This window comes from Massilia arenae (genome assembly GCF_008014745.1).
Classification (GTDB): Bacteria; Pseudomonadota; Gammaproteobacteria; order Burkholderiales; family Burkholderiaceae_D; genus Telluria; species Telluria arenae.
In genome coordinates, this window is record NZ_VPFD01000016.1 from 59,008 (window position 1) to 76,918 (window position 17,911).

The window sequence follows — 17,911 nt, forward strand, 5'->3', positions numbered from 1 at the left end:
ACAGGCTGACAAAGTCTCTACACCATTTGGTGGTGTCGGGCAAAGTTACATACAGTTGGTCAAAATTCCATGCGCTTTGGGTAACTCTTTGATTTTAATCAAATGCTCATCCGTGGCACGCGATTTGCATAGTGACCCGTGCTTCATATCGAAGCGACGTATTACTCGAAATCAAACCAAAACGGAGGGTAATCATGAAAGTCCTGAAAAAACTAGTGGGTGCTGCAGCCTTGATGCTGGCCACGACCGGTGCGGTACATGCTGTTCCAGTCCAGTACACTGATACGTATGATGCAGACCCGAACTGGCTGGTCACGTTTGTTACGCCGATCACGTTCACACATGAGCTGATCGGGGCCAACCTGCCGAACGCAACCCTGGTGTCTGCCGATCTGTATGTGCGCCTGTACGACCGCCTCGGCTTCAGCGAGACGGTGAGATTCTTCTTCAACGGCGACCTTGCCGCAACGGTCCAGAACGTCACGTACAACGGCCAGATATACGAGTTCAGCGCACTCACCGAGTTGCAGGAGACGGGCACGCTGGATGTCACGATCTGGGTGTCCGGCTTGCTCGATACCGTCAACTTCGACTATTCGACGCTGGTCGCCTGGGTGGAGCCGGTCGTGGTAAGTGAAGTCCCTGAACCGGCCACCCTGCTCACCCTCGGCGCCGGCATGCTCGGCCTGGCCGCTACCCGCCGTCGCAAGCAGCACAAGGACTGATCCGCGGCCCGGCTTGAAGGACCTGCCGCGGGCGGCGCCGCGGCAGGTCCTGCTCCCCTGCAGGTGCAGGTCGAGCGTGTGGAAGGCAAGGCCAGCTACGCGCCCCGTTCCACCCTACTTCTTGTACTCGTCGTACTTGCGCATATCGCCGCGCACCAGCTCGGCCGGGTACTTGGCGCGGTTGAGCACCATCTTCTCTTCCACTGCCTGGAACAGGTCAACGTCGAGCTTGTCGGCCAGCCGCACCAGGTACACCAGCACGTCGGCCATCTCGTGGCGCACCTCGTTCAGCTTGCCTGCGCCGAGTTCGTCGGCGCGGCCCGCCTGCAGCCACTGGAAATGCTCCAGCAGCTCGGCCGCCTCGACGGAGAGGGCCGAGGCGAGGTTCTTGGGCGTGTGGAACTGATCCCAGTCGCGCTCGTCGACGAACTCGCGAACGATGGCGCGCAGACGCGCGAGATCACTGTCCGCGGCGTTCGTCACGCACTTCTCCGCCGTCCAGATAGCCGTTGAGCACGCGCTCGAGTTTCGGCGCGATCTCGTCGAAGCTGCTGACCGTGATGCCCAGGTCGCGCAGCAAGCCGTCATGCACGCCGTACACCCAGCTGTGGATGGTCAGCGGCTGGCCGCGTTCCCAGGCGTCACGCACGATGGTGGTGTGGGCGGTGTTCATGACCTGCTCGGCCACGTTCAGTTCGACCAGGCGATTGGTGGCGGCGCGGCCGGCCACGTTGCCCAGGTATTTGCCGTGCTTCTCGCGCACGTCGCGCACGTGGCCGAGCCAGTTGTCGGCCAGGCCGACGCGGATGTCGGTCAATGCCGCGTGCACGCCCGAGCAGCCGTAGTGGCCGCAGATGATGATGTGCTTGACCTTGAGTACGTCGATCGCGAACTGCAGCACCGAGAGGCAGTTCAGGTCGGAGTGCACGACCACGTTGGCGATGTTCCGGTGCACGAACAGCTCGCCCGGCGCCATGCCCAGCAGCTCGTTGGCCGGCACGCGGCTGTCCGAGCAGCCGATCCACAGGTATTCGGGCGCCTGCTGGTCTTGCAGGGCCTTGAAGAAGTTCGGGTCTTCGGCCACCATCGAGGCGGCCCAGGTACGGTTCCGTTCAAACAGCTCTGCCGCGGTCAATCCCTTGGTCTTGTACTTGTCCATCGTGATTCCTTATATTGTCGTGTTGCCGTCGGGCGGGAGGCTCCCGTTCGACGTTGCCGGGCCCATCTTGTGCGGGCGTTTCGGCGGTGCTCCTCAAAATACGTGAAGTGTAACAGCGTTGCATGGCGGCCGGCTGCGGCCGGGCCAGGCGAAAAAAAACCGCCGGGGGCATGTGCCCGCCGGCGGTTGAGTACAACAGCTTATTCGAAGAAGTCCTTGACCTTGTCCATCCAGCCCTTGCTTTGCGGGCTGTGCTTGGCGCCGCCTTCGGACGTCAGGCGGTCGAACTCGCGCAGCAGTTCCTTCTGCTTGTCGGTCAGCTTGACCGGGGTCTCTACGACCACGTGGCAGAACAGGTCGCCGGTATAGCCCGAGCGCACGTTCTTGATGCCCTTGCCCTTCAGGCGGAAGGTCTTGCCGGTCTGGGTGCCTTCGGGCACCGTGAACGACACCTTGCCGGTGAGCGTCGGCACTTCGATCTCGCCGCCCAGGGCTGCCTTGGAAAACGAGATCGGCATTTCGCAATGCAGGTCGTCGCCTTCGCGCTGGAACACCGCGTGCTGCTTGATGTGGATCTCCACATACAGGTCGCCCGGCGGCCCGCCGTTGGTACCCGGCTCGCCATTGCCCGACGAGCGGATGCGCATGCCGTTGTCGATACCGGCCGGGATCTTCACTTCCAGCGTCTTGTTGCGCTTGATGCGTCCGGCGCCACCGCAAGCCGCGCACGGCTCTGGGATGATCTTGCCGCTGCCATGGCATTTCGGGCAGGTCTGCTGGATGCTGAAGAAGCCTTGCTGCATGCGTACCTGGCCATGGCCGGCGCAGGTGGTGCAGGTCACGGGTTGCGTACCCGGCTTGGCGCCGCTGCCGTGGCAGGTGTCGCACTTGTCCCAGCTCGGCACGCGGATGGTGGTGTCGAAGCCGTGGGCCGCTTGCTCAAGCGTGATCTCGAGGTTGTAGCGCAGGTCGGCGCCGCGGTACACCTGCGGGCCGCCACCGCGACCGCCACGGCCGCCGCCGCCGAAGATGTCGCCGAAGATGTCGCCGAAGGCGTCGCCGAAACCGCCCGCGCCGCCGCCGAAGCCGCCGCCCATGCCGCTGTTCGGATCGACGCCGGCGTGACCGTAGCGGTCATACGCTTCGCGCTTCTCCGGATTGGTCAGCATCTCGTAGGCCTCTTTGACCTCCTTGAACTTCTCTTCCGCTTCCTTGTTGTCCGGGTTGCGGTCAGGGTGGTACTTCATCGCAAGCTTGCGATACGACTTCTTGATCTCGTCTTCCGACGCACCCTTTGCGACCCCGAGGATCTCGTAAAAATCACGCTTCGCCATGGTCGGCACCTAAAGTTATCTGCTGTATCTCTGACAAAAAAACCGAGCCGATGACCAGTGAAGGTGTCGGCTCGGCCTATGCGCGGGAAACTGTTCGTTCCCGCGCCAAAGACGCTTACTTGGCGTCCTTCACTTCCTTGAAGTCGGCATCGACCACGTCGTCGTCCTGCTTGGCCGACTGTTCGCCACCGGCCGCACCGGCCGCGCCGGCGCCTGCAGCGCCCGCACCGCCTGCCTGCTGCGCCTGCATGTCGGCATACATCTTCTCGCCCAGCGATTGCGCTGCGCTCGACAGGGCTGCGGTCTTGGCATCGATGTCTGCCTTGTCGCCGCTCTTGATCGCGCCTTCCAGATCGGCGATCGCCGCTTCGATCTTCTCTTTCTCGGCCGCGTCCAGCTTGTCGCCGTATTCGGTCAGCGACTTGCGGGTCGAGTGGACCAGTGCGTCGCCCTGGTTACGGGCTTCCGCCATTTCCTTGACCTTCTTGTCTTCTTCCGCGTTCAGCTCGGCGTCCTTCACCATCTTCTGGATTTCTTCTTCCGACAGGCCCGAGTTGGCCTTGATGGTGATCTTGTTTTCCTTGCCGGTGGCCTTGTCTTTCGCGCCGACGTGCAGGATGCCGTTGGCGTCGATGTCGAAGGTCACTTCGATCTGTGGCGTACCGCGTGCTGCCGGCGGGATGCCTTCCAGGTTGAACTCGCCCAGGCTCTTGTTGCCTTGCGCGATTTCACGCTCGCCCTGGTAGACCTTGATGGTCACGGCCGGCTGGTTGTCGTCGGCGGTCGAGAACACCTGCGAGAACTTGGTCGGGATCGTGGTGTTCTTGTGGATCATCTTGGTCATCACGCCGCCCAGGGTCTCGATGCCCAGCGACAGCGGGGTCACGTCCAGCAGCAGCAAGTCCTTGCGCTCGCCCGACAGGACCGAACCCTGGATCGCGGCGCCGACGGCGACGGCTTCGTCCGGGTTCACGTCACGACGTGGATCCTTGCCGAAGAATTCCTTCACTTTTTCGAGCACCATCGGCATGCGGGTCATGCCGCCGACCAGGATGATGTCGTCGATGTCCGAAACCTTGACGCCGGCATCCTTGATGGCGATGCGGCATGGCTCGATGGTCTTGGCGATCAGTTCCTCGACCAGCGACTCCAGCTTGGCGCGGGTGATCTTCAGGTTCAGGTGGACCGGCGCGCCGTTCGCCATGGCGATGTACGGCTCGTTGATCTCGGTCTGCTGCGACGACGACAGTTCGATCTTGGCGCGCTCGGCCGAAGCCTTGATGCGCTGCAGGGCGATCGGGTCTTTCGACAGGTCGAGGCCGTTGATCTTCTTGAATTCGTCGATGATGTAGTCGATCACGCGCTGGTCGAAGTCTTCGCCGCCCAGGAAGGTGTCGCCGTTGGTCGACAGCACTTCGAACTGCTTCTCGCCGTCCACGTCCGCGATCTCGATGATCGAGACGTCGAAGGTGCCGCCACCCAGGTCATACACGGCGATCTTGCGGTCGCCCTTGTCGGTCTTGTCCAGGCCGAATGCCAGCGCAGCCGCGGTCGGCTCGTTGATGATGCGCTTGACGTCCAGACCGGCGATGCGGCCGGCGTCCTTGGTCGCCTGGCGCTGCGAGTCGTTGAAGTAGGCCGGCACGGTGATGACGGCTTCGGTGACTTCTTCGCCCAGGTAGTCCTCGGCGGTCTTCTTCATCTTGCGCAGCACTTCAGCCGAGATCTGCTGGGCTGCCAGTTTCTTGTCGCGTACACCGACCCAGGCGTCGCCGTTGTCGGCCTTGACGATCTGGTACGGCATCAGCGAGATGTCTTTCTGCACTTCCTTCTCGTCGAACTTGCGGCCGATGAGGCGCTTGACGGCGAACAGGGTGTTCTTCGGATTGGTCACGGCCTGGCGCTTGGCCGGCGCGCCGACGAGGATCTCGCCGTCTTCCTGGTAGGCGATGATCGACGGCGTGGTACGCGCGCCTTCGGCGTTCTCGATCACCTTCGGGGTACCGTTTTCCATGATGGCGACGCAGGAGTTGGTGGTGCCCAGGTCGATACCGATGATTTTGCCCATGATGTGTTCCTTTAGTATTTGTGAATTTCTGATGGATTCAATATTGGGAAGGGGCAGCGTGGTTTCAAGTGGTTCAGTTGACAGCGTCAGTTAGAACACACACAGATGCCGCTGCCGGTCCTTATTTCGGCGCTGCGGCGGTCACGATGGCCGGACGCAGCAGGCGGTCGGCGATCATATAGCCCTTTTGCAGCACGGTGACCACGGTATTGGCTTCCTGTTCCGACGGCACGACGGCCACGGCCTGGTGCTTGTTCGGGTCCAGCTTGTCGCCCGCCTGAGGCATCACTTCGACCAGGCGGTTCTTCTCGAACGCGGCGGTGAGCTGCTTGAGGGTCATTTCGACGCCTTCACGGATCGACTCGACCGTCGGGGCTTCGACCTTGACGGCCATTTCCAGGCTGTCGCGCACCGGCACCATGGCCTCGGCGAAGCTTTCGATGGCGAATTTATGGGCCTTGCTCACGTCTTCCTGGGCGCGGCGGCGGATATTGTCCGCTTCGGCCTTGGCGCGCATGAAGGCGTCATGCATCTCGGCCAGCTTGGCTTCGGTGGCGCTCAGTTGTTCTTCGAGGCCTGGCTCTGCGGACGGAGTGGCCGGCGCGGCGGCTTGTGCGGTCGCACCCTCAGTGGCGTCAGCGGCAGGCGCTTCGCCAGCTTGCTGGTCGAGCACCTCTTTGTTTTCTTGGTCTTGCATCGGAAAAACTCCTAGAATCAAGGACTTGGCTGAGTTAGAAACGTATCCGGATCGATACACAGCGCCCCAGATGAGGCGATCTCCTACAATTTCAAGGGGAATTGCAGAGATGGCATCTGAAAAACGGATAAATACGGCGCCCAGTACCAACAACCTGGCATTTTAGCAGGTTGTCAATAAGCAAGCGCTTGTGAAAGGCCGTGGAATCGATGCCGGGGTGGCGCCGGCATGCGACGGCTCAGGCACCCAGGCGGGCCGCGTTCTGCGCGCCGCGCTCTGCGTCGAGGCGGCGTGCCTCGCGCTGGGCCGGGGTCTGGATGGTGGGCCAGCCGATCAGGTGCTGTTCGGCGATCTCGGCCATGCCGCGGATCCAGGACGGCGAGGCGTTCAGGCAGGGGATGTAGTGGAAGTCCTTGCCGCCGTTCGAGATGAAATCATGCCGCACTTCCATCGAGATCTCTTCCAGTGTCTCGAGGCAGTCGCTGGTAAAGCCCGGACAGATCACGTCGATGCGCTCGACGCCGTCGCGCGCCAGCTGCTGCACGGTCGGTGCAGTGTACGGCTGCAGCCATTCGGCCTTGCCGAAGCGCGACTGGAAGGTGACCAGGTAGTCGTCCGGCGCGAGCCCGAGCGCGTCGGCCAGCAGGCGCCCGGTCTTCTGGCACTCGCAGAAATACGGGTCGCCCAGCTCCAGGGTGCGCTTGGGCGTGCCGTGGAAGCTCATTACCAGCTTCTGGCCGCGGCCGTGGGCGTCCCAGTGGGCCTGCACGCTGTCGCGCAACGCGTTGATATAGCCCTCATGGTCGTGGTAGTGCTTCACCAGGCGCAGCTCGGGCACGTTGCGCACGCGCGCGTAATGCTGGAACACCGAATCCCAGATCGAGGCGGTGGTGGTGCCCGAATACTGCGGGTAGGCGGGCAGCACGACGATGCGGTCGCAACCGTCGGCCTTCAGCTGGTCAAGCACGTCGGGCAGGGACGGCGTGCCGTAGCGCATGGCCATCGCCACCTTGACGTCTTCGTGGCCGCGTTCGGCCAGCACGGCCTGCAATTTTGCCGCCTGGTGGGCGGTGTGGATGCGCAGGGGCGAGCCTTCGCGGGTCCAGATGGTGCGGTACTTGGCGGCCGACTGGCCGGAACGGAACGGCAGGATGAACAGGTTGAGGATGAACCACCAGATGCGGCTGGGTATCTCGACCACGCGCGGATCGGACAGGAACTGCTTCAGGTAGCGGCGCACGCTCGAGCGGGTCGGCTCGTCCGGGGTACCCAGGTTGACCAGGACGATCGCGCTGTGCGGCACGGTGCCGTGGATGTGAGGCGGTTCTTTACGAAATGGCATAGACAGTGGCTCAAGAAAGGACCGCCTATTATATGGGGGGACTGCGATGGGGGCAGTCGCCAAAGTCGGTGACGCCCCCTTTTGCCGGAGTGGCGCCACCGCCTTCCGTGGCGCTCGAACCACGGAACCTGTCTTATGCCACCGGAATCAGGTGTTCACGTGCAGGCGCACGTCGATATTGCCGCGGGTAGCGTTCGAGTATGGGCACACGATGTGGGCCTTGTCGACCAGCTCTTGCAGCTGGGCCTGGTCCATGCCCGGGGCCTTGATGGTGAGGTCGACTTCGATGCCGAAGCCGGTCGGGATCTGGCCGATGCCGACGTCGCCGGTGATGGTCAGGTCTTGCGGCAGTGCGACCTTGGCCTGGCCGGCCACGAATTTCAGGGCGCCCAGGAAGCAGGCCGAGTAGCCGGCCGCGAACAGCTGCTCAGGATTCGTACCCGAGCCGCCACCACCGCCGAGTTCCTTCGGCGTGCTCAGTTTCAGGTCAAGGACGCCATCGGAACTTTTCGAGGTGCCTTCACGGCCGCCTTGCGAGGTGGCTTGGGCGCGGTACAGGACTTTTTCGATGCTCATGCGAATTCCTTCCATGGTTGGGTTGGCGAACGATGCTGCGGCGTGAGGGCCGCAGGTCGAACGTCACTCTGCCACAGAATGAAGAAAGCGGCATGACAACTAATTGGATAGGTGCAGACCGGTCACCACATTGTCGCCCGCGCCGCACGCACGTCGTTCCCACGCAGGCGGGAACCTGAGGTTGTTAGCGCTGACGCTACGTTTGGCGGTATCGGCAGCGCGAAGGACTTGGGTTCCCGCCTGCGCGGGAACGACGTGCTGAGGCTGTTGGCCGATGTCAGGAAGCGAGCAACTCCCGCGCATGCTTGCGCGTGGTCTCGGTGATCTCGATCCCGCCCAGCATGCGCGCCACCTCTTCGACCCGCGCGCGGCTGTCGAGCACGTCGATGCGCGATACGGTGCGGCCCTCGCCCGTCGTGCCCTTGGCCACCTGGAAGTGCTGGTTGGCCTGGCTCGCCACCTGCGGCAAGTGGGTCACGCACAGCACTTGCCGCTGACGGCCCAGGCGCTTCAACAGGCGCCCCACCACCTCGGCCACGCCGCCGCCGATGCCGGTATCGACCTCGTCGAAGATCAGGGTGGGCACCGTGGTCGCGTTCGAGGTGATCACCGAGATCGCCAGCGAGATGCGCGCCAGTTCGCCACCCGAGGCCACCTTGGCCAGCGGACGCGGCGCCACGCCGGCATGGCCGGCGACCAAAAATTCAACCTGTTCGAGGCCATGCGCGCCCGGCTCGCCGCTATTGAGACCGATGGCGAAGCTGCCGCCGCTCATGCTCAGTTCTTGCATCGCGGCCGTCACCTGCGTACCCAGTTCGGCGGCGGCCTTGACGCGGCGCACCGACAGGCGCCCCGCCACTTCCATATAGGCGGCTGCGGCCTTGTCTTCCTGCTTGCGCAAGCCCTCGATATCGGTAGCGTCGGCCAGCTGGCGCAGCTTGGTGGCCAATTGCGCGTGTTCTTCGGGCAATTCTTCGGGCGTGACGCGGTACTTGCGCGCGGCGCTGTGCAGCGCCTCCATGCGGGCATCGACCTCGCGCAGGCGGCCAGGGTCGAGCTCGACCTTGTCGATGTAATTGTTCAGCTCGGACACGGCCTCTTGCAGCTGGATGCGGGCCGGCTCCATGCAGTCGAGCACCGACTGCAGTTGCGCGTCGACGTCGACCAGCTTGCCGAGCTTGGCATTGAGCGAGGACAGCTGCGACAGGATCGGATGCTCGGATTCCGAGATCGCAGCCAGGGCTTCTTGGGCGCCTTCGAGCAGGCTGGCGGCATGCGATAGGCGGCTGTGTTCGTTACTGATCTCGCCCCATTCGCCGGCCTTCGGCGCCAGTTTATCCAGCTCGCTGACCTGCCACTCGAGGCGCTCGCGCTCGATCAGCACGTTCTTGGCATTGGTCTCGTATTCCTCGCGCTGGCGCACCAGCGCGCGCCAGGCGCGCCAGGACTGCGACACTTCTTGCGCCTCGATGCGCGCCTGCGGATCGCGCACCGCGATTTGATTGTCCAGTAGCGCGCGCTGGGCGTCCGGCTTGAGCAGCGACTGGTGGGCGTGCTGGCCGTGGATGTCGACCAGCAGCTCACCCAGTTCGCGCAACTGGGCCGCGGTGGCGGCCACGCCATTGATATAGGCCTTGGAGCGGCCGGCGTTGTCGATCACACGCCGCAGCAGCGCCCCGCCCTCCTCGACGCCGAATTCATGCTGCTCGAGCCAGCTCGACGCCGCTGCGGTCGGCGAAAAATCGGCCGTGATGTCGGCTTTGGCCGCGCCTTCGCGCACCATGCTGGCGTCGCCGCGTCCGCCCAGCGCCAGTTGCAGCGCATCGATCAGGATCGACTTGCCGGCGCCGGTCTCGCCGGTGAACACCGAAAAGCCGTTCGAGAACTCCAGTTCGATGGCGTCGACGATGACGAAGTCGCGGATGGTCAGTGTGCGCAGCATGAAAAATCGGGTCTCCGGTGATTGGCGATTCTGTGGCGATCAGGTCAGGCGCTGGATCGTGGCGACTTACTTGAGCTTGCCGTCGTTGGTGGGGTATTCGTTCCAGTGCAGCTTCTGGCGCAGCGTGTGGTAGTAGCTCCAGTCGAGCGGATGCAGGAAGGTGATCGTGTGCGGCGAACGCGAGATGACGATCTGGTCGCCCAGTTGCAGGCTGGTGAAAGTCTGCATGTCGAAGTTCACGCTGATGTCGCGTCCGCTGACCAGCTCGACCACGATCTCGCTGTCGTCGGGCACCACGATCGGCCGGTTCGACAGCGCGTGCGGCGCGATCGGTACCAGCACCGTGCCTTTCATTCTCGGGTGCAGCAGCGGACCGCCGGCCGACAGCGCATAGGCGGTGGAGCCGGTGGGCGTGGACACGATCAGGCCGTCCGAGCGCTGGTTATACATGAATTGACCGTCGACGGTCAGCTTGAGTTCGACCATGCCGGCGCCGGTACCGCGCGCCACGACCACGTCGTTGACGGCCACGCTGCAGAAGATCTGCTCGTCGTCGCGCATCACGCGCGCCTCGAGCAGGGTCCGTTCTTCGGCGCGCGAACGGCCTTGAAGGATCTCGCTGAGCGCCGGCAGCATGTCGTCGAGCGGGATGTCGGTGATGAAGCCGAGCCGGCCCAGGTTGATGCCGATCAGGGCAATGTCGTACGCGGCCAGCTGGCGCGCGATGCCCAGCATGGTGCCGTCGCCGCCGACCACGATCCCGATCTTCGCCTGCGCGCCGATCTCGGCCACGGTCATCGAATCGATATCGTCCAGTTGCAGGTTGGCCGCGGTATCGGCCTCGAACACCACGCGGTAGCCCGCCTCTCGCAGGAAATCGCGGATGCGGCCGACCGGCTCTTCGACGCCTGCCGTGTTATGCCGCACAACGAGCGCGATGATCTGTTGCGGTTGGGGCGAAGCGGGCATGACGGTCTCTGCAGTATAGGGTTAAACGACACGCTGGAGATTAACCGATAATCCCTGCGACTGCCATACGGCGCTCGGTAATTACTGTATAGATGAACAGTATAGCTGGCGCCGCCCCTGCACTGCAAGTTCAGCCCATCAGTACCATGCTCATTACGGTCAATACAGCCGAGACCAAGGTCACGATGTGCGCGAAGATCAGCACGACCCAGCGGACGACGGTGCCCACCCAGCTGCGTTCGTAAACGCGGCGCATTGCCATCGGCAGGTAAAACACTAGCCACAGCAATAGCGCGAAGGTAATGAATTTCCAGGTCTCTGGCACCAGGATCATCACCGACAGCATCAGGAAGGCGAAGGCATTCACGTGCAGGGCGAACAGGAAATGCTCGCCGTAGCGGCGGCCGGTGCCCAGGTACAGGATCTTCAGGTATAGCGCGAACAGCGGCATCATGGCGAAGATCGCATACGGCGTATAACTGAAGAAGGCTTGCTTGAGCGTTGCCCTCTGCGCCGCCGGGGTCAGGGACAGGAAACGGGCCACCCGCTCGCGCAATACCGGATGCACATTGCTGGCCTTCTTGTCGAGCATGGCCAGGGCCTTTTCATACTCGGCGGCGTTCGTCCCCATGGCCGGGCCCAGCACCGTCTCCTTGGCGCGCCCTTCGGCCACCGCGGCGGCCAGGGCCGGCGTCGGCTCGTCGAAGCGCGCCACCTCGACGCCACTGAGCTTGAACAGCGCAAAGAAAATGATGCTGAAGGTGAGGTAGAGGCGCAACGGCTCGAGATAGCGCACGCGGCGGCCCTCGATGTATTCGCAGGTCAGCAAACCCGGACGGGCGATCAGGAGGGCCAGCGACTTCCACAGCTTGCCCTCCAGCGCCACGTAGTGTGCGATGAACTCGTGCAGGAATTCGCGTGCGCTCGGCACGTGCAGGTGGGTGGCCTGCCCGCACTGCTGGCAATAATTGCCCTGCGTGGTCGCGCCACAGTTCTTGCAGGCGATGCCGGCATGGTGAGTCAGGGTGTCTGGAGTCACAGTGCGCTTCCGTCAATACGGTCAAGCTTCCATGTTAACCATCTAATTGCAAAAAAGCATCATCAAATTACGGCTTTCAATTGCGCGACTGTTTCGATGCGACACAGTTACGATGGGAATGACGAAATGACAAAGGAGAGCACCATGGTGACTGAATCCAAGGACCGGTTCGTCAACACGAAGGAACCGATGAGCAACGATGGCGTCAAACGCCAGCCACACGAACGCGACGAGACGCCGGACGGCCAGGACCAGGAACCGCGCGGCGTCATGAAGCAGGCGGCCAAGGACCTCGAGCAAGGGCTGGTCGATACCGACTCGCGCAACACGCCCGGCATTTCGGAGGCGGTCGATCCCGCCCCCGGCGCCACCGGCCAGGCCCAGCCGCAGCCCGACCGTCATCGCGACATGCGCGACCATGATGCCGAGCCGGCACCCGAAGACAACGACAACGACACTGAAAGGAAATAACACATGACGATCAAACGCGATGGCAGCGCCGTCTGGAGCGGCGGCATCAAAGATGGCAAGGGCCAGGTATCGACCGGCAGCGGCGCCCTCAAGGACCAGCCCTACGGCTTCAATACCCGCTTCGAAGACGCACCAGGCACCAATCCCGAAGAGCTGATCGGCGCGGCGCACGCGGGCTGCTTCACGATGGCGCTGTCAGGCCAACTGGGCCAGGCCGGCCTGACCGCCGACGAGCTGCGCACCAAGGCGACAGTGTCGATGGAAAAGGTCGAGGGCGGCTTCTCGATCACGGCCGTGCACCTCGAGCTGGTGGCGAAGATCCCGGGCGCGAGCCAGGAAGCCTTCGACAAGGCGGCCACCACGGCCAAGGAAAACTGCCCGGTCTCGAAGCTGCTGAACGCGAAGATCACGCTCGACGCCAAACTCGAGAACTGATCCGGCGCGCCGCGGGCCATGCGGCCTGCGGCGCCTCCGGCAAGGATGCCGTCGAACGCATAGAATGGCGGTTCTTCGAAACACATAGGGCAAGCCAAAATGCGCATCCTGCATACCATGTTGAGGGTCGGCGACCTGCAACGCTCCATCGACTTCTACACCAAGGTGCTGGGCATGAAACTGCTGCGCACCAGCGATAACCCGGAATACAAGTACAGCCTGGCCTTCCTCGGCTACGGCAGCAATCCGGACCACGCCGAGCTCGAGCTGACCTATAATTGGGGCACCGACAGCTACGACATGGGCAGCGCCTACGGCCACATCGCGATCTCGGCCGAAGACATCTACGCCACCTGCGAACAGGTGCGCGCGGCCGGCGGCAACATCACCCGCGAACCGGGCCCGGTCAAGGGCGGCACCACCGTGATCGCCTTCATCACCGATCCCGACGGCTACAAGGTCGAGCTGATCGAGCGCGCCGACCATGCCAGCGGCGGTGGGCTGAGCACCTGAACACTGACTGAATTTTCAGCAAGGATGGCGCGGCGCCTGTAGGTGCCGCGCCATTTTTTATTTCGCTCTACCCGCTACGCATATCCCACTTGCGGCTTGACGACCGTCATGCCTGCAGGCATCACTTGGAAGACCCGCTCTCTTAAGATCGACATTGCCGCCAACGCAAAGGAGCGACGATGTCCATCCCGGCTTGCCCGCGCCCATGAGAGCCTTTCCCGACCCCGCTTCGCTCGGCCTGTTCGGCACGGGCCTGAGCCAGCATGCGCGGCTCCTCACCCTGGCCAGCAGCCAGAAAAGCGGCCTGCCGCAATCGCTCGTGGCGGAGCGCTTCTCCGGACGCGAAGCCGTCAATGCGCTGTTCCGTTTCGAGGTCGATGCGCTCAGCACCTCGACCGACCTCGACCTGTCTTCCTTTATCGGCGAAGAATTGAGCGTCGGCCTGCTGCAGCCGGATGGCGGCCGGCGCGCCTGGCATGGCCTCTGTACGCAAGCCTCCTGGCTGGGGGCCGATGGCGGCGTCGCCCGCTACCGGCTGGTACTCGAACCGGCGCTGGCGCTGTTGACGCTGCGGCGCGACTGCTACCTGTTCCAGAACAAGACCGTGCGCGACATCGTCTGTGAATTACTGGCGGACTATCCACAGGTTGACGTCTCATTCGACGTGACGCAGGAACTGGCGCCGCGGCCCGTCTGCACGCAGTACCGCGAAAGCGATTACGCCTTCTTCGAGCGGCTGCTCGCCTCCGAGGGTTTGAGCTGGCGCTTCGATCATTCTCCGTTCGAGACCGTGGCGGGCGCCGACCACGGCCAGGCGCGGCACCGGCTGGTGATCTTCGACCGGCGGGCGCGGATTCCCCCGACGCCGGGCGGCGCGACGCTGCGCTTTCATGGCGTACGTGCAACCGAGCGCGACGATGCGATCGACACCTTCCACGCGCGGCGGCGGCTTGCCGCCAACGGCGTCAGCATCAGCAGCTGGAACCCATCCATCTTGCTGGCGCCGGCGGCCGAACTGGGTTCGCACCTCGACGTCGGCGCCGTTCCGGTGCTGTCCATTCATGACGGTAGCGGCGAACGCACCGGTGGAGACACTGGGGCCGCGATGCGTGCTCACAGCGAGCTGATGCTGCTGGCGCTCGAGTTGGACAACAAGGTCTTCGAAGGCGCGGGCGCCGTGCGCCGGCTGGCGGCGGGACATGGTTTTACGTTGACGCAGCACGATCGCTATCCGGGCGGCGCCAACGCCTTCACCGTGTTGTGGGTACAACATGAAGCGCGCAACAACTTCGACACGGGCATCGCGGGCGCGGCGAAACAGATCGAGAACGGTACCTATCGCAATGCCTTCGCCTGCGTGCGCGACGTGGTGGCGCTGGTACCGGCCGCCATCGCAGCGCCACATCCCTGCACGAGCCTGGGGCCGCAGACGGCACTCGTGGTCGGCTTGCCGAATACGGTTGCCACCAGCACACGCGATCATCAAGTCAAAGTCCAGTTCGCGTGGCAGCGTGGCGTCAATCCGAATCCGGGCGGCCTGTCTCACAACCTGGATGAACGGGGCAGCGCGCCGGGCAATGACGCTTCCGGCTGCTGGATACGCGTAGCCGAGGCGCTGGCAGGGCCGAACTGGGGAACGGTGTTCACGCCACGCATCGGCACCGAAGTGCTGGTGGATTTCATCGAGGGCGATATCGACCGGCCGGTCATCGTGGCGCAGTTGCATAACGGCGTTGACCTGCCGCCGTTCCCGGCCGGCGTGGATTCGGGCGCCGAGCATGCCGGGGTGCTGTCCGGGATTCATAGCCGGAACTTCGATGGCGGGGGCTTCAATCAATGGCAGGTCGATGACACGTCCGGACAACTGCGCACGCGGCTGGCAAGCAGCAGCGCCGGCAGCGAACTCAATCTCGGTTACCTGATCGAGCAGCCGCCTGGGACTTCTCAACGCGGGCGGTATCGCGGCAGCGGCTTCGAGCTGCGCACCGATGCCTGGGCGGTCGTGCGTGGCGGTGAAGGCGTGCTGCTGTCGACCAGCGCGCGGCCGCAGCTCGGGAGTGGGATCACGTCGACGCAGATGGATGCGGCCGAGGCGGTGGCGCAGTTCAAGGCGGCGCAGTCGCTGGGCGATGCGCTGCGCGATGCGGCCGGCCAGTCGCAGGCGTTGTTCAGTATAGATGCGGCCAAGGCGCAGGAGGAATTCATCGCGCTGATCGATCCGCACGCCAAGGGCAAGTATGACGGCGCGGTGGGTGGGCAGACGGCAATCAAGGCCAAGGCGGGGTCGCGCGAGCTCGATGGTGAGCAGCCCGTTGAAAAATTTGGGGCGGCGATCGTGCTGATGGACTCGGCGGCCAGCGTGAATTGGTCGACGCCGGCATCGACCGTGGTCTATGCGGGCGGACAGATGCAGTGGACGACGCAGTCGGATTTCCATATCGCTGCGGCGCACACGGTGTCGACCGTGGCGGGCGGCGCGGCGAGCCTGTTTTCGCATGGGGGTGGGATCCAGGCGATCGCGGCGAATGGGCCGGTGTCGCTGCAAGCGCATACGGATCAGCTGGAAATCCTGGCGGACAAGGAGGTCACCGTGATTTCGGTGAATGACCGGATCGAGATCAAGGCCAAGGAAAAGATCGTGCTGCAGGCCGGTGAGTCGGCGATCACGCTGGAAGGTGGCGACATTACCTTCGCCTGTCCCGGGAAGTTTTCGGTCAAGGGTGGTAAGCACGTCTTCGACAAGGGCCGTCGCAACACCGCCAATTTGCGCAATCTGCCGGGGGAGCTCAGTCCCGAGATGCAGCATTGGATTGCCTTGCACTACCTCGATCCCGAGATCGCCGAGGGCATTCCCGATGTCGATTACGAGATCCACTTTCAGGATGGGCCAGTCGTTACAGGAACGCTCGACAAAGACGGCAAGGCTTTGCACGAGAACGTCGAAAACAAGGCGGTCAAGAAGGTCATTTACAAGCCGCGAAAGCCTGACGATGAGGATCCTCACGATCCATTGGAAGCATTGACCCGTTGAAGTTTGCCCAATAACGCAGCGCCTGCCGGAGCGTAGCAATGGCCGAGATAAATCCTACCCAGTTGCGTAGTGCAGTTGCATGGAGTACCGGCACACCACAAGCAGAAGCAGAGGACGACAAAAGCGCCTGGGAGTGGTTTTGGGAAGCGATTCAGGGAGACTTCAATGAGAACCGGTCCACCGGACAGATCGTGGCCGATGCCGCCATCTCGATGATTCCCCTGGTCGACCAGGTCTGCGATGTGCGGGACTTGGTCGCGAACTGCAAGAAGCTGCGACAGGAGCCGGACGATATGTGGTCGTGGGTTGCGCTGGCGCTGACGCTCATTGGGCTGTTTCCGGTTCTCGGGTCCTTGGTCAAGGGCGTGTTGAAGGTGTTCTTCTCGTATGTCCGGCGGGGAGCAAGCAAGGGATTCTCGCTTGCCGTAGACGCCTCAATGACGTGCGTGGTAGCGCTGTTACGCCGCGAAACATGCCAACACTATCTCCGTCGCCTCAAGGTCGACGACGTTTTCGCGTGGCTCGCGAAGGAGATCAAGCAGGTCAAGGCGAAAACGAATCCTGGCACGCTATTGCGCGCGTTCGACAAAGGAGTAAATACGACACAAGCCCTTGTAGCCAAGGTCCAGCATATTCCTCGCGTGGGAACCAAGGCGAAAGCGGCGCTCGATACAATCGTTTGGGTTCGAGGGAAAGCGGATGAAGGGTTACGGAAAGCATGTGGGCCGATAGATGAGATACTCGATGCGATCATCATGCGACTGGGAAAAGAATCGCTAAGACTGCGCCACGGAATTATAAACGTTAAGAATGTCCACTACCGTGGAGGAATCCCGGAGGCTGCAGCCGTAACCCAGATGAGAAATTCGAACCCGAAGCCATCATGGCTGAGCACGGGACAAAATCTGAAATTCCCTTCACAAAAAGTAAATGTAGAGCGCCAGCGCGTCGAGGAAAAGGTCAAAGAGGGTTGGCCGTCGCTAAGCGATGACAACATAGAATCCTTCCACAAAATGGCTAGTGTTTCCATCAAAGGACCAACACGTCTTTTTCGGATTATATCTCCTAATAGCCGAGCCATGAGTGACTGCTGGATAAGCGAGAAAGTCTTTAACGAAATACAGAACTCTCCAGATCCAAAAGCTGCTTGGAGAAAAATTCTCGCGGTATGGCCAGATTGGAATGGGAATGGCCAGTTTGTTGTCTACGACGTCAAGCCGGGAGAGACTTTAAAGGCATGGCAAGGACCTGCAGCTGGTCAGAAAAAGGAGATGCTTCCAGATCATCATCTCGAAGGTGGGGGTGAGCAAATAGTTTTCAAAATCGATAGAGCTGACCCGCGAAACGATACAACGAAATTTTACAAGAGAACAGGCGAAGATAATGAATACCTGACTCAATCAATCGATCGAGCCACATACGAAAAAATCGAAAAATCCGAAAGGGATCAGTATGTCGAAATACGGGAATCCATCAATCATCCGAATATAAGTGGCCCGTTTGAAACCGGATGGGACTATACCGAATTCGGAGGAGCTGGTTTCAGCCAAAGGATCGGCCTTCCATCTCTTCCTGGTCAAACCACACAAATTAATAACTGAGAGCGAAAA

At 62.3% G+C, this 17,911-nt stretch carries 16 protein-coding genes; 6 read left to right on the plus strand and 10 right to left on the minus strand.

Annotated features, from left to right (window positions below):
• Window positions 1–194: 194 nt before the first annotated feature.
• Complete coding sequence (locus FVD38_RS15425) at window positions 195–725, plus strand: PEP-CTERM sorting domain-containing protein (RefSeq protein ID WP_147935634.1); 531 nt, start codon at window positions 195–197, stop codon at window positions 723–725.
• Window positions 726–839: 114 nt separating this feature from the next.
• Here the strand turns inward: FVD38_RS15425 and FVD38_RS15430 are convergent, their stop codons facing one another.
• The 10 genes from FVD38_RS15430 to FVD38_RS15475 all read right to left on the minus strand — a co-directional run bounded on the left by FVD38_RS15430 (window position 840) and on the right by FVD38_RS15475 (window position 11,851).
• Window positions 840–1,208, minus strand: coding sequence for a nucleotide pyrophosphohydrolase (locus FVD38_RS15430; RefSeq protein ID WP_147935635.1), 369 nt, complete (start codon window positions 1,206–1,208; stop codon window positions 840–842).
• Window positions 1,186–1,884 carry a carbonate dehydratase gene (can, locus tag FVD38_RS15435; protein ID WP_123069023.1) on the minus strand — a complete coding sequence of 233 codons (699 nt, stop codon included), beginning with the start codon at window positions 1,882–1,884 and terminating at the stop codon, window positions 1,186–1,188. The genes FVD38_RS15430 and can overlap by 23 nt, the downstream gene beginning before the upstream one ends.
• A 200-nt stretch (window positions 1,885–2,084) precedes the next feature.
• Window positions 2,085–3,218 (minus strand): molecular chaperone DnaJ, encoded by a 1,134-nt coding sequence (dnaJ, locus tag FVD38_RS15440; RefSeq protein ID WP_147935636.1) that lies wholly within the window; start codon window positions 3,216–3,218, stop codon window positions 2,085–2,087.
• Between the two features lie 115 nt (window positions 3,219–3,333).
• A complete protein-coding gene (dnaK, locus tag FVD38_RS15445) occupies window positions 3,334–5,286 on the minus strand; it encodes a molecular chaperone DnaK (protein ID WP_147935637.1) in 1,953 nt (650 codons plus the stop codon).
• A 121-nt stretch (window positions 5,287–5,407) separates the two neighbouring features.
• Window positions 5,408–5,983 carry a nucleotide exchange factor GrpE gene (grpE, locus tag FVD38_RS15450; RefSeq protein ID WP_147935638.1) on the minus strand — a complete coding sequence of 192 codons (576 nt, stop codon included), beginning with the start codon at window positions 5,981–5,983 and terminating at the stop codon, window positions 5,408–5,410.
• A gap of 238 nt (window positions 5,984–6,221) precedes the next feature.
• Complete coding sequence (gene hemH, locus FVD38_RS15455; RefSeq protein WP_147935639.1) at window positions 6,222–7,325, minus strand: ferrochelatase; 1,104 nt, start codon at window positions 7,323–7,325, stop codon at window positions 6,222–6,224.
• 147 nt (window positions 7,326–7,472) lie between these two features.
• A complete protein-coding gene (locus FVD38_RS15460) occupies window positions 7,473–7,901 on the minus strand; it encodes an organic hydroperoxide resistance protein (protein WP_147935640.1) in 429 nt (142 codons plus the stop codon).
• Between the two features lie 277 nt (window positions 7,902–8,178).
• A complete protein-coding gene (gene recN, locus FVD38_RS15465; protein WP_147935641.1) occupies window positions 8,179–9,843 on the minus strand; it encodes a DNA repair protein RecN in 1,665 nt (554 codons plus the stop codon).
• A gap of 66 nt (window positions 9,844–9,909) precedes the next feature.
• Entirely contained in the window at window positions 9,910–10,812 is a 903-nt protein-coding gene (locus FVD38_RS15470) for an NAD kinase (protein WP_147935642.1), read from the minus strand.
• 130 nt (window positions 10,813–10,942) lie between these two features.
• Window positions 10,943–11,851, minus strand: coding sequence for a DUF3667 domain-containing protein (locus FVD38_RS15475; protein WP_147935643.1), 909 nt, complete (start codon window positions 11,849–11,851; stop codon window positions 10,943–10,945).
• A gap of 144 nt (window positions 11,852–11,995) precedes the next feature.
• Here FVD38_RS15475 and FVD38_RS15480 point away from each other — a divergent pair, with 144 nt between their 5' ends.
• The 5 genes from FVD38_RS15480 (at window position 11,996) to FVD38_RS15500 (ending at window position 17,902) form a co-directional block, all read left to right on the plus strand.
• Entirely contained in the window at window positions 11,996–12,322 is a 327-nt protein-coding gene (locus FVD38_RS15480; RefSeq protein WP_147935644.1) for a hypothetical protein, read from the plus strand.
• A 3-nt stretch (window positions 12,323–12,325) separates the two neighbouring features.
• Window positions 12,326–12,757, plus strand: a complete 432-nt coding sequence (locus tag FVD38_RS15485) for an OsmC family protein (protein ID WP_123067820.1) — start codon at window positions 12,326–12,328, stop codon at window positions 12,755–12,757.
• A 99-nt stretch (window positions 12,758–12,856) separates the two neighbouring features.
• Window positions 12,857–13,270, plus strand: coding sequence for a lactoylglutathione lyase (gene gloA / locus FVD38_RS15490; protein WP_147935645.1), 414 nt, complete (start codon window positions 12,857–12,859; stop codon window positions 13,268–13,270).
• 205 nt (window positions 13,271–13,475) lie between these two features.
• Complete coding sequence (locus FVD38_RS15495; RefSeq protein ID WP_147935646.1) at window positions 13,476–16,301, plus strand: type VI secretion system Vgr family protein; 2,826 nt, start codon at window positions 13,476–13,478, stop codon at window positions 16,299–16,301.
• Between the two features lie 38 nt (window positions 16,302–16,339).
• Window positions 16,340–17,902: a hypothetical protein gene (locus FVD38_RS15500; protein WP_187271609.1), complete on the plus strand. Its 1,563-nt coding sequence runs from the start codon at window positions 16,340–16,342 to the stop codon at window positions 17,900–17,902.
• The last annotated feature ends 9 nt before the right edge of the window (window positions 17,903–17,911 follow it).

Bases quoted from the DNA above. Each gene is read 5' to 3' on its own strand.
- FVD38_RS15425 (WP_147935634.1), top strand. From the start codon at position 195: ATGAAAGTCCTGAAAAAACTAGTGGGTGCTGCAGCCTTGATGCTGGCC.
- can (WP_123069023.1), bottom strand. From the start codon at position 1,884: ATGGACAAGTACAAGACCAAGGGATTGACCGCGGCAGAGCTGTTTGAA.
- dnaJ (WP_147935636.1), bottom strand. From the start codon at position 3,218: ATGGCGAAGCGTGATTTTTACGAGATCCTCGGGGTCGCAAAGGGTGCG.
- dnaK (WP_147935637.1), bottom strand. From the start codon at position 5,286: ATGGGCAAAATCATCGGTATCGACCTGGGCACCACCAACTCCTGCGTC.
- grpE (WP_147935638.1), bottom strand. From the start codon at position 5,983: ATGCAAGACCAAGAAAACAAAGAGGTGCTCGACCAGCAAGCTGGCGAA.
- hemH (WP_147935639.1), bottom strand. From the start codon at position 7,325: ATGCCATTTCGTAAAGAACCGCCTCACATCCACGGCACCGTGCCGCAC.
- FVD38_RS15460 (WP_147935640.1), bottom strand. From the start codon at position 7,901: ATGAGCATCGAAAAAGTCCTGTACCGCGCCCAAGCCACCTCGCAAGGC.
- recN (WP_147935641.1), bottom strand. From the start codon at position 9,843: ATGCTGCGCACACTGACCATCCGCGACTTCGTCATCGTCGACGCCATC.
- FVD38_RS15470 (WP_147935642.1), bottom strand. From the start codon at position 10,812: ATGCCCGCTTCGCCCCAACCGCAACAGATCATCGCGCTCGTTGTGCGG.
- FVD38_RS15480 (WP_147935644.1), top strand. From the start codon at position 11,996: ATGGTGACTGAATCCAAGGACCGGTTCGTCAACACGAAGGAACCGATG.
- FVD38_RS15485 (WP_123067820.1), top strand. From the start codon at position 12,326: ATGACGATCAAACGCGATGGCAGCGCCGTCTGGAGCGGCGGCATCAAA.
- gloA (WP_147935645.1), top strand. From the start codon at position 12,857: ATGCGCATCCTGCATACCATGTTGAGGGTCGGCGACCTGCAACGCTCC.
- FVD38_RS15495 (WP_147935646.1), top strand. From the start codon at position 13,476: ATGAGAGCCTTTCCCGACCCCGCTTCGCTCGGCCTGTTCGGCACGGGC.
- FVD38_RS15500 (WP_187271609.1), top strand. From the start codon at position 16,340: ATGGCCGAGATAAATCCTACCCAGTTGCGTAGTGCAGTTGCATGGAGT.